The sequence below is a fragment of the Agromyces protaetiae genome (assembly GCF_030866785.1).
Classification (GTDB): Bacteria; Actinomycetota; Actinomycetes; order Actinomycetales; family Microbacteriaceae; genus Agromyces; species Agromyces silvae.
The window spans coordinates 3,471,517-3,487,313 of record NZ_CP133018.1 but is presented as its reverse complement, the minus strand read 5'-3'; the positions used below and the strand labels follow the sequence as shown (position 1 = coordinate 3,487,313).

The following is a 15,797-nucleotide window of genomic DNA, read 5'->3' as shown; positions in this document are numbered from 1 at the left end:
CAGCCGGGTCGGCAGCAGCTGTCGCAGTTGCGGGGCTCACGGTGCGGGGGCCGGGGTGGCGGATGCTCCGCCGCGCGGCGCCGAGCGCACCGCACCGATCGACGCGGTGACGACGAGCGCGACCGCGATCGCACCGACCCAGGTGAAGGACTGCCCGAGCAGCACGAGCCCCGCGATCGTCGCGATCGCGGGTGCGAGGCTCATGAGTACCGCGAACGTCGAGGCAGGCAGCCGCCGCAATGCCACGAGCTCGAGCGCGTAGGGGATGGCCGAGCTCAGCAGTGCGACCGCAGCGCCGAGGAGGAGCAGATCGGGGCGCACGAGTGCCGACCCGGCCGTCGCGATGCCGAACGGCAGGATTATCACGGCGCCGAACGTCATAGCGATCGCGAGCCCGTCGAGGCGTGGGAATGCCGCGCCGGTGCGCGCGGAGAGCAGGATGTAGAAGATCCACGCCGCTCCCGCGGCCGCGGCGAGCATGACGCCGACGGGGTCGAGATGCCCGAAGCTGCCTTGGCCGAGCAGCACGACCCCGATCGCGGCGAGTGCGGCCCAGAGCCAGGCCGACGCGCGGCGGGCCGCGATCACGGAGAGCGCGAGCGGGCCCAGTACCTCGATGGTCACTGCGGCACCGAGCGGGATGCGCTCGATCGAGAGATAGAACAGTCCGTTCATGGTGGCGAGCACCGCGCCGAACGCGACGACGGTGGCCCACGCGCGCACCGATCTGCCTCGCCAGCTCGGCCGCGCGATCGCGAGCAGGATGAGCGCCGAGAACACGAGCCGGAACGTCACCATGCCGAGCGGCCCGGCGCTCGGGAACAGCAGCACCGCGATCGACGCGCCCGCCTCCTGCGCGGTCAGTCCGAGGACGACGAGCCCGGTCGCGCCGAGCGGACCACCGACGAGCTGGGAACGGCGTTGCACTGGCCGAGCCTATCCCGCATCAGCTGAGCGGGGGCGCGAGTCGTCGCTCGGACGGGCGTGAAGCCACTTCGTGCGTCCCCGTCCGCCTCGGGGGGCGGTCAGCGTGGGCGCTTGGTGGTCGAGCCTTCGAGCGGGCGACGCGGCACCGGGCGCGGCGGGCGCACCGGTTCACCGCGGCGGTCTTGGCCGGGCAGCGGGCGCGAGCGCCGGCCGTAGATCAGGTCCGAGGAGTCGAGCAGCCACGGCACGAGCGCGACGGTCACGCCGTGCACGAGCATGAGCTTCTGGCGGATGCGCCGGGCCTTGTGGTTGTGCAGCAGGTTCTCCCACCAGTGGCCGACGATGTACTGCGGCATGTAGACGGTCACCACTTGCGGGCCGAACTCCTCGCGGCGCTGCTTGATGTAGTGGACCAGCGGGTAGCTGAGGTCGCGGTAGGGCGACGACAGGATCCGCAGCTTCACGTGGATGTTCTGCTTCACCCAGTCGCGTTTCAACTGTTTCGTCTGCGCCTCGTCGAGCGAGACGTGGACGGCCTCGAGCGACTCGTGCCGGGCGGCGATGGCGTAATCGAGCGCCTTGAGCGTCGGCTTCTGCATACGGCCGACGAGCACGATCGCGTGGTCGCCGTTCGCACCGAACGTCGTCGTGGGGTCGGGTTCGATCTCGCGCTCGACGTCGCGGTAGTACCGGTGGACCCCCAGCATGAGCAGGAACAGGATCGGCATGAGCACGAACACGATCCAGGCGCCGTGGGTGAACTTCGTGACGGTGACGACGATGAGCACGACGGCGGTCATGACGGCACCAAGCGCGTTGATCACGAGCGCGCGCCGCATGGCGGCGCGCGTCAGCGGCTGCGCTTCGGGTGGGACGGGCGAGCGATGCTGCTTCGCCTTCTTCGGCGTGTGCTTCACGGGCGACGGATGCTTCGCACCCTGCAGCTCGCGCAGCCAGTGCCGCACCATGCCGGTCTGCCCGAGGGTGAACGAAACGAACACGCCGATGATGTAGAGCTGGATCAGCACCGTGAGGTTGGCCTGGAACACCACGAGGATCAGGCTCGCCGCGAGGGCGAGAATGATCACGCCGTTCGAGTAGATGAGCCGGTCGCCCCGGGTCGAGAGCGACTTCGGAGCGTAGCCGTCACGCGCGAGCACCGAGCCGAGCAACGGGAACCCGTTGAACGCGGTGTTCGCCGCGAGCAGCAGCACGAGCGCGGTCGCCGCCTGGATCACGTAGAAGAAGACGGTCGCGTCGCCGAACGTGGCCGCGGCGACCTGGGCGATGAGACTCCGCTGCGGCTCGGTCGCGCAGTCGGCCCAGCCGATGAGGTGGCATGGCACCTCGGCGTAATGCACGCCTGAGATCAGGGCGACGGCCGTGAGCCCGGCGAACAGGACGATCGCGATGCCGCCCATGGCGACGAGGGTGCGCTGGGCGTTGCCGATCTTCGGCCGGCGGAACGCCGGCACGCCGTTCGAGATCGCCTCCACGCCCGTCAGGGCGGAGCATCCGCTCGCGAAGCTGCGCAGCAGCAGGAGGACGATCGCGGCCTGCGTGAGCGACTCGGCCTGCACCTCGTACTGCGCCGACTCGGCGACCGGCGGGTCGCCGAGGGCGGTGCGGACGAGGCCCACGACGACCATGACGAACACGCTGCCGATGAAGAGGTACGTCGGCACGGCGAACGCGCGCGACGACTCGCTCACGCCGCGCAGGTTGATCGCGGCCAGGACGATCACGAACAGCACCGCGAGCTCGACCCGCCACGGGTTCAGCTCGGGGATGGCCGAGATGATGTTGTCCACGCCGGACGCGACCGAGACGACGACCGTCATGACGTAGTCGACGAGCAGCGCCGACGCGACCACGAGCCCCGACTTCTCGCCCAGGTTGCGGTGCGCGACCTCGTAGTCGCCGCCGCCGGACGGGTAGGCGCGGATCAACTGGCGGTAGCTGGCGACGACCGTGACCAGGAGCACGACCACCGCGAGCGCGACCCATGGCGCGAACGAGAGGAAGGCGAGCCCGCCGACGAGCAGGATCATCAGCAGCTCTTGCGGGGCGTACGCGACCGACGAGAGCGGGTCGCTCGCGAAGATCGGCAACGCAAGGCGCTTCGGCAGGAGCTGGCCCTCGAGCTTCTCGGTGGGGAGCGGGTCGCCGATGATCCAGTGCTTCGGGGATCTGAGCTCGGCCGGAGGTGCGTCTTGGCTCGTGGCTGGAGGTGTGTCCTCCTCATGTATCACGGCGGATGACACTACTCCTGCCGTTCCCAGTGTCAAGTGGTCCGGGATTGCTAGCATGGCGAGGCCCGCCGGGGCGCGTCCCCACGTGGCATCCGTACCGGCGACGACAGGATTCGACCATGACCGCGCAGCTCCGACCCACCCGCTCCCGTCGTTCGCCCCGCGCGCTCGCCGCTGCCGCGGCGCTCCTCGGAGCCGCGTTCCTCGCGGTCGCCGCGGCGTCGCCCGCGGTCGCACACGACGAGCTGCTGGGCTCGACGCCCGAGCCCGGTCAGGTGCTCGAGGCGGCGCCCGAAGCGGTCGAGCTCACGTTCAGCAACGACGTGATCGCGACCGGCACGGTGATCGAGGTGGTCGATCACCACGGCGAGCAGGTCGACGTCGGGGCGACCGAGGTGCTCGGGCCGGATGTCTCGGCGACGCTGCCGGGCGACCTGGCGGGGGAGTACCAGGTGCGGTGGCGCGTGGTGTCGTCCGACGGGCACCCCATCGAGGGCACGATCGACTTCGGCGTGGGCGCCGGCGCGACCGGTGTCTGGGAGTCGGAGCCGCCGCACGACGCCGGGTCCGACTCCGGGTCGGACGACGCGGCGACGACCGGTGACGACGGCGGGCCCGGCGGCTGGGCGATCGCGGCGTTCGTGGTCGGCGGTCTCGTCATCCTCGGGCTCGTGATCGTGCTCGTCGTGCGCACGACCCGGCGGCGCCCGCCGGGCGCCGTCGCGCCGTGACCGAGGCGTCTGAGGCGGCCGGGTACGGGCTCGACCCGTCGACCTGGGTGCCGATCACGCGCGAGGACCGAGAGGTCGTCGGCTACCTGCAGCCGACCTCTCCCGACTTCGCGTCGGTGATCCCGCGGAACCGGCTCGGGCACGCGGTCGGCGAGCCGCAGGAGTACGTCGACGCCGAGGAGCTGCTCATCGATCGCGGCATCGCCGAGCTCGCCGAGCATTGGCGTCTCGACGGCGGCGACCAGGCGCTCGCGATCGCCGAGCTCTCACCCCACGGCATCGTGCTGCGCGACGCGCTGCTCGCCAAAGCCCTCGTGCCCACGGACGACGTGCACGTGCCGTGGCCCGACCTCGCGGGGCGGCTTTCGCGCTGACCCTGTCCGCGCGGTGCGGCAGGCGTTGCGGGCTCGAAAGGCAAGTATTTCAGAATTCTGAAGTCTTACCATTCTCATTCTGGGGAATCGTCGCTAGCGTACGAGCGCGCCTTGGCGGACGCTCACCGGCCGATCGAGGCGAGTCGACACTGACCGCATCGAAGGACTGGTGGATGGATGCTTCAACTCTTGAGTCCGCGCGTGATGTCACGCGCAGCGGCGACCGTGGTCGCCTTCGCCTTGCTGATGACGACCGCCGTCGGGCCGGCGCACGCCGACCCGGGGGACATGGCGGCAGATCCGGTGGTCATCGACGCCGGCAACGGTGTGGCCGTCGTGGTCGATCCCGAGCTGCGCCTGTTGTCGATCACCACGCCCACACCCCTCAGCTTCCATTCACTGCTTGCGGGTGAGTTCTCGAATTCGTACTTCTGGGGGACGGGGTGGGGGTATGGCAACGTGTCCGTCGGGGACGGCGGGCGCTTCACCTTCCCTCAACTCGGCACGTACGAGTACGACCCGACCTCGCCGACGCGGCTGCGCGACTACCCGAAGGACGATGTCGTGGCCTCCGTCGAACCCGGCCATCTGCCGCCACGAGGAGAAGTCGTTCCCGCGCTGGATTATCAGGCCTCCCTGTATCACCGAGACACACGGACGACGGACTACTTCGATGGGGGCGGCGTGCTCATCGTTTCGATCACGGAGGGCGGCGGGCGCACCGATTGGGAGTACCGCCTCGATGTGGACGAGGTGCCCAGGCTGCTTCGCATCCGGCACGCGGACGACTCGGTGACCCAGATCGACTGCATTTCCGATCGGTACTACCGCATCGCTGCACCCGGCGGGGTGGTGCGCCTTCTGCAGACACTCGAGCTCGGCGGGTCAGAAAGCCCGTACCGATTTTTCGGGGATCGCGAATACACCGAGTTCGTCTATGCGTCACCGAGTGGCCAGGGCCCGCTCGTCTCGGTGCAGACGATCAATCCTTCAACCGGCGACCAAACAGTCATCGAGATCGAGTGGGATCTGTTCGCCCCAGAGCGTGTCGCGCGCGTCCTGAAGGACGGCCAGGTCGTGTTTCCCATCAGCTGAGCGACGACCGATGCGGCAGTCATGAAGAGGAGAGCGTGATGAGACAGGGAAGAGGTATCCACATGAGATACACGTTGCGCAGGTCGAAGGGTCGGACGGTGGCAGTCGTCGTCGCTCTCGGGATGGTGCTCGCCAGCACCTGTGGGTTCGCTCCTGCGTCGGCGGGCGATCGAGGAGCTGACTCAGATGCGGTCGTCTTCGATCTTGGGAACGGTGTCGCCGCGCACATTCAGCCGGTGACCAGTGAGGTGAGATTTACGACGCCCACACCGCTGGTGTGGGACCCGCGCCTCCTCGACCTGAACAATTACGACTTCGGTGCTGGATGGACATTCGACCAGATCTTCGTCCGCGGGCTGGACTTTTACATTCCCGCCTTGGGGAGATTCTTCGAGTGGGACGGGTCTTCTCCCTCGGGCCTCATCGGGTATCCGTGGGACGACCTGCGGGTGGATGTCGCGATCGGTGGTGAGGTGCCGGCGCGCGGTGACATTCCAGCGCGAAGCTACGACTGGACGATCCGGTACCTCGAGACGAACGTCACTGAGTACTTCAACCGTGACGGAGATCTGATCGCTTCGATCAACTCAAGTACCGGGGCCCGGGATGATTGGGTGTGGAACCTGAACCGAACTCTCAATCGTGTCGTCGACGATTCCGGGGGTGTGATTCGATCCGAACGAGTCGACCCGGCCGAGCACCATTTCACGATGCCGGATGGTCGGCTGATCTCCACTCAGCTCGATGGAGGCCGTGTGTTCCGAATCCTTACTCCATCGCAGAGTACGACCTTCGTGATGACGACGCCGAGATGGCTCACCAGGACCGAGGATGCGGCGGGTGCCACGAATCCACGCGAGTACCAGTTCGTTTGGGAGGCAGGGCGCACCGGCACTGCGCAAGACGTGTGGTACCGCGATCCGGTGTTGGATTGGCGAATCGTCTGGCGCGGGGGCGAATTAGAAGAAGAAGACGTGAGCGGATAACTCGCCCCGCCGTTCAGAACCTGATAGCATCGAATCAATCCCATATATTACAATACGAAAGGTGTGACCTATGACTCGTATGTTTCGTTCGCGGCGCGGGTTTGTTGCGGTTGTCTCCGGGCTCGTCGCAGCGGCGACGCTCGCCGCGCCAATGGCTGCCGTCGCTGCTCCATCCGAGGGTGAGAATGCGGTTTGGCGGGTTGTCGACGCGGAGCTCGAGGACGGGGAGCGGGTCGCGCAGGTCGGCGTCATCTTCCAGTGCGCCGCAGGCCAGGAGGCGACCGTCCGGGTGCGCCTCTTCCAGGATGCCAGTCGCCAGGGTGTGGCGACGGGGAAGGCGAAATGCCTTGGTGCGGCGCAGGCGTTGAAACTGCAGGTTGCGTCCGCGGGGGACCCCTGGCAGTACGGTCGCTCAGCCGCGTATGCGCAGATCTCCGACAGTGCTACCGGCGGAGAGCAGGCGTACGTCATCAAGATGCAGAAGGCCCTGGACCTCCCGAAGTAGTGACGACCGCGGCTGATCGCCGTTGAAGAGGTTCGCAGCGCCCCTCGTGATGTGAGGGGCGTTGCGGCGTTCTGGAACGTGTCCCCGCGGTCGCGGTGGCTCGCGACCTCACGCCGCGGGTGGATGGAGGACCCAGACGTTTGAGGCGGCCCAGGTGCCCTTCGGGTGTTCGAAGTCCTCTTCGCCCTCGAGGGTGAAGCCCGCCTTTCGGCAGATGGCGTTCGACGCGGCGTTCGCGACCCTCGGGTAGGCGTAGACCGGGGTGCCGGGTTCGCGGTGCGCGGCGTCGGCGACGGCGAGCCGCAGTGCAGCGGTCGCGAACCCGCGGCCCTGGTAGGCGCTCTCGACCGCCCAGCCGGTCTCGAACGCCGGCTCGCCGTGATGCTCGTGTCGCCAGTAGCCGATCGTGCCGACGCCCTCGGGGTGATCGGGCGTCACGATGCGGAACATCCACGCCGCGCCCTCGCTGCCGAGCCGAAGATACCGCTCGTGCCGGGCGACGAGCTGCTCCTCGGTCTCGGGCCCGCCGAGGTACGTCATCATCTCCGGCGCATTGGCGCGCCGCAGCGTCTCGAGATCATCGGCGGCCCACGGCCGAAGGGCGACGTCGCTCATGCCCACAGTGAACCACCCGCCACCCACACCCGCCTGCGCCGAGTGATACCGAAACGACCCGAATCGGGCTGCATTTCGGCATCACTCGAGTCAGATCGTCATCCCTCGCGGGCGCGGGGGTCGTTTGGCGGGAGCGTTGACTTGGCCTGGGCGGGTCGCCTAGGGTTAGTCGAGACCTAGGCGTGAAACGATTCATTTGCGCGCCCGCTGCTGCGTCAACGACGACGATTGGACGACTGTGCGCCCTGCCGCCTTCCCCTCCGCACTCCGCATCTGGCCGGCTGCTGCGATCGCCGCGGTCCTCGCGGTCACCCTCATCGCCCCGCCCGCGGCCGCCGCGACGAACGTGAGCGTCGAGGCGCTCAGCGTGTCCGGGCAGGCTGAGCCGATCGGGGTCGGCGGCACCGAGCCCGAGTTCGGCTGGCAGCTCGCGGGTGATCGCCGAGGCATCCAGCAGGCCGCCTACCAGGTGCGCCTCGCCGAGTCGGCCGACGCGCTCTCGTCGTCGACCGTGTGGGACACGGGCCGCGTCGAGTCGCGCGAAAGCATCGCCGTCGCATACGACGGTCCCGAGCTCGCGTCGCAGCAGGACTACTGGTGGCAGGTCCGGGTCTGGGACGACGAGGGCGTCGAGTCGAGCTGGAGCGAGCCCGCGCACTTCCGCACCGCGATCCTGCACCAGGACGAGTGGCAGGGCGACTGGATCGGCGGTCCCGACGCCGCCGATCGGCTCTCGCAGTGGACCGACTACACCGTCTCGACCGACTTCACGCTCGTACCGGGCACCGCGTTCGGGCTCTTCCTGCGCGCCGAGACGCTCGGCAACTCGTACATGTGGCAGCTCAACGACGAGGCCCCCGGCAACCCGCGCCTGCGCCCCCACGTGCGCACCAATGGCGGCTGGTCGACGCTGCCTGAGGTGTCGCTGACGTCGCGGGGCCTCGCGGCCGACGTGCTCAAGCAGCGCGCCTCGCTTGAGATCTCGCTCATCGGCGACCAGATCGTGACCACGATCAACGGCACCGAGGTCAGCCGAGTCACGAACACCCGGTACAGCCGCGGGTTCGTCGGCGTGCGCACCAGCCAGAGCACCACCGCCAACGAATCCGTCGTCCTGCACAACCTGCACGTCGAGACCCCGGGCGGCGAGGTCCTCCTCGACACCACATTCGACGGCGAGAACCGGCTCTCGCGCGGCACCCTCGTCGAGGGCGGCGTGCAGCTGACCGGCAACCACGAGGCGATCGTCACGTTCGACGACCGCGTGCCGCTGCTGCGCACCGAGTTCGACGTCGACGGCGAGAAGGAGATCCGTCGCGCGACCGTGTCGGCGACCGCGCGCGGCATCTACCAGCTGCGCCTCAACGGCGAGAAGGTCGGCGACCTGCAGCTCGCGCCGGGATGGACCGACTACGGCACCCGCATCCACTTCCAGACGTACGACGTCACCGACCAGCTGCAGGCGGGCGCGAACGCGCTCGGCGGCATCGTCGCTCCCGGCTGGTACTCGGGCCGGCTCGCGCACATCGGCGACCAGAACTACGGCACCCGCGACTCGCTCATCGCGCAGCTGCGCATCGAGTACGCCGACGGCACCGTCGAGACCGTTGCGACCGACGGCGACTGGACGACGGCCCCCGGGCCGTGGACCGCGGCCGACCTCATCGACGGCGAGAGCTACGACGCCCGCCTCGAGATCGACGGCTGGGATGTCCCGGAGTTCGACGACTCGGACTGGGAGTCGGTCTGGGTCGCCCCGTCGGCGACCGACAAGCTCCAGCCGCAGCCCGACGAGCCCGTCCGCGAGACCGGTGTGCAACAGGCGATCGAGCGCACCGAGCCCGAGCCGGGCGCGCACGTCTACGACCTCGGCCAGAACATGGTCGGCGTCGTGCGCGTCACGCTGCGCGGCGAGCCCGGCCAGACGGTCAAGCTGCGCTACGCCGAGGAGCTCAACCGTGACGACGGCACCATGTACACCGCGAACCTGCGCAGCGCGAAGGCCACCGACTACTACACGTTCGGCGACGAGGGCGAGGTGGTCTACGAGCCGTCGCTGACCTTCCACGGCTTCCGCTACCTCGAGATCACCGGCACCGACCAGCCGCCGGCCCTCGACGAGGTCACCGGCCGGGTCTGGAACTCCGACCTGCGCATGACTGGCGAGCTCACGACCTCGAGTGCCATGCTCAACCAGCTGCAGTCGAACATCGTCTGGGGTCAGCGCGGCAACTTCCTGTCCATCCCGACCGACACGCCCGCGCGCGACGAGCGCATGGGCTGGTCGGGTGACATCAACGTGTTCGCGCCGACGGCGTCGTACAACATGGACACGGTGAACTTCCTCGCGAAGTGGCTCGTCGACCTGCAGGACGCGCAGCTCGCCAACGGCGACTACATGGGTGTGGCGCCCTACCACCCGAACCTCAGCTGCTGCGGCGGCGGCACCGGCTGGTCGGACGCGGGCATCACGGTGCCGTGGGCGATCTGGCAGAGCTGGGGATCGACCGCGCCGATCCGCGACGGCTGGGAGTCGATGACCCGGTTCATGGACTTCCTCGAGCGCACCTACCCGAGCGGCATCCGCCCCTCGAGTTATGCGGACTGGCTGAACCTCGACGACCCGACCCCCGGCAACGTGCTCGGCACCGCGTACTTCGCCTACGTGGCCGGCCTCATGTCGGAGATGGCCGACGCCATCGGCGAACCGGCCGACGCCGAGCACTATGCCGAGCTCTCCGAGCGCGTCGCGGCGGCGTTCGCCGACCGCTTCGTCGCCGACGACGGCACGGTCACGGGCGACTCGCAGGCCGCGTACGCGATCGCGATCGGCATGGGTCTCGTGCCCGACGAGCTGATCCCCGCGGCAGCGGACCGCTTCGAGGCGACCATCGCCCGGCGCGACTTCCACCTGTCGACCGGCTTCCTCGGCACGCCGTGGCTCGTGCCCTCGCTCGCCGAGTCCGGCAAACTCGACCTCGCCTACCGCCTGCTCATGAACGAGACCTTCCCGTCGTGGGGCTACGAGGTCGCGATGGGCGCGACGACCATGTGGGAGCGGTGGAGCTCGATCCTGCCCGACGGCCGCTTCTCGAGCCCCGAGTATCCGCAGGAGGGCATGAACTCGTTCAACCACTACGCCTACGGCGCCATCGGCGACTTCATGTACCGCAGCATCGGCGGCATCGCGCCGGCTGAGCCCGGCTACCGGGACATCCGGATCGAGCCCGTGCCGGGCGGCGGGCTCACCTCCGCGACCGGATCGTTCGACTCGCGCTACGGCACGATCAGCTCGTCGTGGCGCATCGTCGAAGGCGGCTTCGAGCTGGACGCCACCGTGCCCGCCAACACGACGGCGACCGTCGTGTTGCCGGCCGGCACGCAGTGGGCGGTCACCGAGGGCGGAGTGCGGCTCGACGATGTCGACGGCGTGACGGACGTCACGGTGACCGATTCCGGCGTCGAGGTGCGGATCGGCAGTGGTGAGTACGCGTTCCGGGTCGACGACGCGGCCGACCTGCTCGGCGCCCTGCTCGACGCCATCGACGCCGCGGGAGACCCTGCGGCCGAGCTGCGTCCGATCGCGATCGCCGCGCTCGAGGCGTTCGTCGACCGTGCGCCGCTCCGCGAGGTGCTCGGCCATCTCGCCGAGCTCCTCGAACGGCTCGACGCCGCCGAGCCCGGCGACGCGGCAGCCCTCGAGCCGGTGCTGCGCGCGCTGGGCGCCTCGACGGCCGCCCTGACCGGGGTCGAGAGCGCGCTCCGGCCGACCGGCGAGGTCGCGCTTCCCGGCTCCTCGGCGGGGGTCGAGCTGACGCTTCGCAACGGGGCATCCACCGAGGTCGACGGCATCGAGGCGACCGTGACCTCGCGCGACGACTGGACCGTCGATCCCGAGCGGCAGCGCGCCGACGGCGCGCTCGCCGTGGGCGCGACGGCCGTGCTGACGGCGTCGGTCGAGGTGGATGGCTCGGCCGAGCCGGGTGACATGGGCGCCGTCGACGCCTACACGCGCTTCGACCTCGGCGGGAACCGTCTCGTCGTCGCCGCGGCCACGACGCTCGCCGTGGACTCGCCGATCTCGCTCGGCGACCCCGTGGTCGCACCCGCCTCGGCGGGCCCCGAGTCGGTCGTCGCGGTCACCGTGCCGGTCACGAACTCGGGTGCCGTGCCGGTGACCGCGGAGGTCGTCGTCGACGTGCCGTCCGCGTGGGGCGCGAAGCCGCGCTCGGGCAGCCTGATCGTACCCGCCGGCGGCACGATCGAGGCGCTCGTCGAGCTCGCCGTGCCCGTGACCGTGACGGCCGTGGAGTACTCGCTGCCGGTCACCGCGGTGCGGGGCGACGCGGTGTTCGACCGGGTCGACACGACGCTGCCGGTCACGCTCGACCGGGTGCAGTACGACTGGATCGACTTCGGCAACTCGGCGTCCGAGCAGGCGCACGGCATCGCGCACAGCGGCTCGTCGGGGACGAGCACCGAGGCGGGCCTGACCCGCCGCTACTCGCACGGCGGCGTGGCGAACTCGTGGTTCGAGGCCACGGTCGCGGTGCCCACGAGCGGCGAGTTCCGGCTCCGCGCGATCGAGACGTTCGGCAGGGCCGGGACGAAGGACTACTTCATCACGGCCGACGGCGTCGAGATCGCGCAGCGCCTGCACACCGAGTCGGCGGGCGGCGCGTACACCTACGAGATCGACGTCACCGGGCTCGCAGAGCAGGCGGCGGACGGCGAGGTCGTCATCCGGTTCCAGCGCACCGCGGGGTCGTCGCACAACGACGCGTCGATCGCGGACCTCTGGATCTACGACCCGGCCGTGAGCGATCACGTCGACCTCGGATTCGGCTACTCGGAGACGCAGCACCGACTGACGGCGGCGCCCTCGTCGGCGACGTCGACCGAGGCCGGCCTGACCCGCCGCTACTCGGGGGTGAACACCCCCGGCTCGTGGTTCGAGTTCGACCTCGCGGTGCCGGCCGGCGAGCCCGTCGTGATCCGCGCGATCGAGACCTACGACGGCCCGCAGCAGAAGGACTACACGGTCTTCGCGGACGGGCAGCCGATCGACGTGCGTTCGATGCCGCGCACCGAGAGCGGCTCGGGCACGCGCGTGTACCAGGCGCTTGTCGCCGACACCGCGCTGACCGAGGACGGCGTGCTCCGGATTCGCATGCAGAAGGCGAACTCGGGCCCCGAACGGCACGACCCCTCGATCGCAGACGTGTGGGCGGTCGCGCTCGCGCCCGACACCGTGGCGCCCGTCGTGAGCGCCTCGCTCGACGACCGCGGCGTGGGATCGGCCGGCTGGGCTCGAGGCGACGTCGACGTCACGATCACGGCTGTGGACGGCCGCGACCCGGCGCCCAGCGTCGAGTACGCGGTGGGCGATGCGCCCTACGAGGCGTACACCGGTCCGTTCGCGGTCACGGCCGAGGGCGAGACGGTCGTGCGGTATCGCGCGACGGATGCCTCGGGCAACAGCCGCGACGGTGAGACGGTCGTACGCATCGACCGGACCGCGCCGAACACCGAGCTCAGCCTGAGCGGTGCGCCGACGCCCTCGGGCTGGCATGCCGGCGGGACGACGGCGACCGTGGTCGCGGAGGACGCCGCGAGCGGGGTCGCCTCGGCCGAGCTGCGCATCGGCTCGGGTGCGTGGCAGCCTGCGCTCGAGCCGGTCGCCCTGCCGGACGGCGAGTACACGGTGGAGTATCGCAGCCGCGACGTGGCCGGCAATGTCTCCGAGGTCGCACAGCTGGCCGTGCGGGTCGACGGCACGGCGCCCACCCTCGAGGCGGAGATCGACGGCGTCGCCGGGCTCGCGGGCTGGTGGATCTCCGCGGAGGCCGAGGTCCAGGCTGAGGACACGGGATCCGGCGTCGCCTCGATCGAGGTCCGCGTCGGCGGCGACTGGGTCGCCTACGACGGGCCGGTCGGCCTGCCCGAGGGTGTCTGGGTCGTCGAGGCCCGCGCGACCGACCACGCGGGCAACGTCGAGGAGATCGCGCTCGACGAGGTCGCGGTGGACGGCATCGCGCCGACCGTGACCGCCGAGGTCGGGAACGACCGGATGCTGCGGGCCGCGGGTGCCGACGAGGGTTCGGGTGTCGCCGCACTCGAGTACGCGGTCGGCGACGCCGACTGGGCCGCCTACACCGGCGCGGTCAAGATCGCGACCGACGCGGTGTCCGTGTCGGTGCGCGCGGTCGACGCCGCGGGCAACACCAGCGCGGTCACGGTGCTCGATCTGCCGGGCGGTCGGATCACGCCGTCGCTGATCGGTGCGGGTGGCGAGGTGCACGTGAGCGCGACCGGCTTCGCGCCGGGCGAGCAGGTGCGGATCGAGCTGCGCTCCGACCCCGTGCTGCTGGCGACGGTGACCGCCGACGCCGAAGGCCGCGTCGACGCGACGGTCACGATTCCGAAGACGACCGCCGCCGGCGCGCACCAGCTGGTCCTCACCGGGGTCCAGTCGGGCACCGTGCTCGCGTTCGACCTCGAGGTCACGGCCTTCGTATATCCCGGCACGACGATCCCGGTGACCGGCGTGACGCTCGCGCCCGCACTCGCCCTCGTGGCGCTGCTGCTCGGGCTCGGCACGATGCTCGTCATCCGCCGCCGACGTTCCGCGGACGTCGCCGAGTAGGGCGCCGACCGCCCCGAACACGACGAGACCCCTGATCGGTTCGGCCTTCGTGCCGTTCCGACCAGGGGTCTCGTCGTGCTGGGGGTCGATGCGGGGGTAGGAAACGGAGGGTCAGGCGCCTCGCTGGAGTTCCGCGAGCAGATCCGCGCGCACTTGCGCGAGCTGCGAGCGCAGCCGATCGACGGCGCCGGCCGACACGCGCCCCCGATGCGCCTGGGTCCGCAGGTCGGTGCGCAGCTGCTGCCGGAACTCGTTGATCACGAGCTCGGCCTCATGCACGGCGCGGTTCGAGTCGACGTGCAGGTTGGTCGTGCCGCCCGAGCCGCCCGAGCCGCCCGAGCCGCTGCCCGACTTCGCGGCACGCTTGGCCTCGCTGGCCGCGCTCGCGAGGTCGGCGCGAAGGCTCCGCATGGCGTCGTTCACCGACGCGCGTACGCCGTCGGCGAGCCGCCGGATCGAGTCGGTCACCTCGTCTTCGATCGCGTCGAGCTCGGGGCGCCGGGCCTCGAGCTCGGCTCGGCCGGCGTCGGTGATGGCGTAGACGGTCTTGCGCCCGTCGGCCTCCTTGGTGACGAGGCCTTCCTCTTCGAGCTTCGCGAGGCGCGGATAGATCGTGCCCGCGCTCGGTGAATAGGTGCCGCCGAACCGCTCGGAGAGCGCCTGGATCAACTCGTAGCCGTGCCGAGGCCGCTCGTCGAGGAGGGCGAGCAGGTAGAGGCGCAGGCTGCCGTGGGAGAAGACGGGCGGGGTCATTCGGATGCTCCTTCGCCGACGCCGTCCGACGCTTCGGCGCTGCCCGATGCGTCCGCGCGACCGGCACCCGCGCGGTGCATGACCGAGATGTTGCCCGTGACGCTGTTGGCGCTGAGGTCGAGCCAGTCGCCCGCGAGTTCGCCGACGGTGCGCTCGAACCCCTTGCCGAGCACGCCGCGGAACTGCGAGTCGTCGATCAGCAGCGTGCCGCTCACCGAATTCACGCGATAGCGGGCGCCCGAGCCGAGGTCGCAGCGCACCGTGAGATCGCCCGACACCGTGTTCGTGTCGACCTTGGCCGGCGTGCCCTTGGCGTCGAGGATCATGCTTCCCGACACTGTCTTGGCGGTGAACGCCGAGATCTCGCCCGAGGCGATCACATCGCCCGACACGGAGTTCGCCTTGACCCGGCCGACATGGTTGCCCGCGGAGAGCTCACCCGAGACGCTGGACAGCTCGACGTCGCCGCGGTGGTTGTCGACGACCACGTCGCCGGACACGGTGCTGAACCGGGCGTCACCGTCGAACCCTGAGACGAGCGCCTCGCCGGTGACCACGCCGAGCTTCAGCGCGACCGTGCGCGGCGCGAGGATCGAGACATCCGCCTTCGCGTGCCCGCGGAAGTTCGCGAACACCTCGAGGAAGTTGTCCCAACGCAGCTGCGGGTGGTCGATCTCGAGGCGGTCGCCGTCGATGGACACGGCGAGGTCCTTGCCGCTCACGTTCGAGATCTCGACACGCGCGCCGGGCTCGTCGTGGGCGATGAGGTCGACCTTGCCTCCGACGAGGCTCACCTTGAGGGTGCGGACGAGTTCGAGGTCGATGACCCGGCTCTCGCCCGGTGCGATGCTCCACTGCTCGATGGTCATGGTCGTGCGCTCCTTCGATTCGCGCGATGCGAGTCACGCTATAT

Annotated in this window: 11 protein-coding genes; 6 read left to right on the top strand and 5 right to left on the bottom strand. The window is 69.9% G+C overall.

Annotated elements, in window-relative coordinates; genetic code table 11:
• Positions 1-36: 36 nt before the first annotated feature.
• Together QU602_RS15945 and QU602_RS15940 are read right to left on the bottom strand one after the other, a co-directional pair.
• Positions 37-927, bottom strand: a complete 891-nt coding sequence (locus QU602_RS15945; RefSeq protein WP_308797440.1) for an EamA family transporter — start codon at positions 925-927, stop codon at positions 37-39.
• A gap of 98 nt (positions 928-1,025) precedes the next feature.
• Entirely contained in the window at positions 1,026-3,101 is a 2,076-nt protein-coding gene (locus QU602_RS15940; RefSeq protein WP_308800200.1) for an APC family permease, read from the bottom strand.
• Between the two features lie 197 nt (positions 3,102-3,298).
• Between QU602_RS15940 and QU602_RS15935 the strand changes: the two genes are divergently transcribed.
• From QU602_RS15935 to QU602_RS15915, 5 genes are all read left to right on the top strand, one after another.
• On the top strand, positions 3,299-3,910 hold the full coding sequence (locus QU602_RS15935) for a copper resistance CopC family protein (protein WP_308797439.1): 612 nt from the start codon (positions 3,299-3,301) through the stop codon (positions 3,908-3,910).
• Entirely contained in the window at positions 3,907-4,284 is a 378-nt protein-coding gene (locus tag QU602_RS15930) for a hypothetical protein (protein WP_308797438.1), read from the top strand. Before QU602_RS15935 ends, QU602_RS15930 begins: the two co-directional genes overlap by 4 nt.
• Positions 4,285-4,488: 204 nt before the next feature.
• A complete protein-coding gene (locus QU602_RS15925; protein WP_308797437.1) occupies positions 4,489-5,379 on the top strand; it encodes a hypothetical protein in 891 nt (296 codons plus the stop codon).
• 98 nt (positions 5,380-5,477) lie between these two features.
• Complete coding sequence (locus QU602_RS15920; RefSeq protein WP_308797436.1) at positions 5,478-6,365, top strand: hypothetical protein; 888 nt, start codon at positions 5,478-5,480, stop codon at positions 6,363-6,365.
• Between the two features lie 70 nt (positions 6,366-6,435).
• Positions 6,436-6,870 carry a hypothetical protein gene (locus QU602_RS15915; RefSeq protein ID WP_308797435.1) on the top strand — a complete coding sequence of 145 codons (435 nt, stop codon included), beginning with the start codon at positions 6,436-6,438 and terminating at the stop codon, positions 6,868-6,870.
• Between the two features lie 108 nt (positions 6,871-6,978).
• Here the strand turns inward: QU602_RS15915 and QU602_RS15910 are convergent, their stop codons facing one another.
• Complete coding sequence (locus QU602_RS15910) at positions 6,979-7,485, bottom strand: GNAT family N-acetyltransferase (RefSeq protein ID WP_308797434.1); 507 nt, start codon at positions 7,483-7,485, stop codon at positions 6,979-6,981.
• Positions 7,486-7,723: 238 nt separating this feature from the next.
• On the opposite strand from QU602_RS15910, the gene QU602_RS15905 reads away from it, so the two are divergent.
• Positions 7,724-14,131 carry a family 78 glycoside hydrolase catalytic domain gene (locus QU602_RS15905; protein WP_308797433.1) on the top strand — a complete coding sequence of 2,136 codons (6,408 nt, stop codon included), beginning with the start codon at positions 7,724-7,726 and terminating at the stop codon, positions 14,129-14,131.
• A 111-nt stretch (positions 14,132-14,242) separates the two neighbouring features.
• On the opposite strand, the gene QU602_RS15900 is transcribed toward QU602_RS15905, so the two are convergent.
• Together QU602_RS15900 and QU602_RS15895 are read right to left on the bottom strand one after the other, a co-directional pair.
• Positions 14,243-14,884: a PadR family transcriptional regulator gene (locus tag QU602_RS15900; protein WP_308797432.1), complete on the bottom strand. Its 642-nt coding sequence runs from the start codon at positions 14,882-14,884 to the stop codon at positions 14,243-14,245.
• Positions 14,881-15,753: a DUF4097 family beta strand repeat-containing protein gene (locus tag QU602_RS15895; RefSeq protein WP_308797431.1), complete on the bottom strand. Its 873-nt coding sequence runs from the start codon at positions 15,751-15,753 to the stop codon at positions 14,881-14,883. Before QU602_RS15895 ends, QU602_RS15900 begins: the two co-directional genes overlap by 4 nt.
• Between the last annotated feature and the right edge of the window lie 44 nt (positions 15,754-15,797).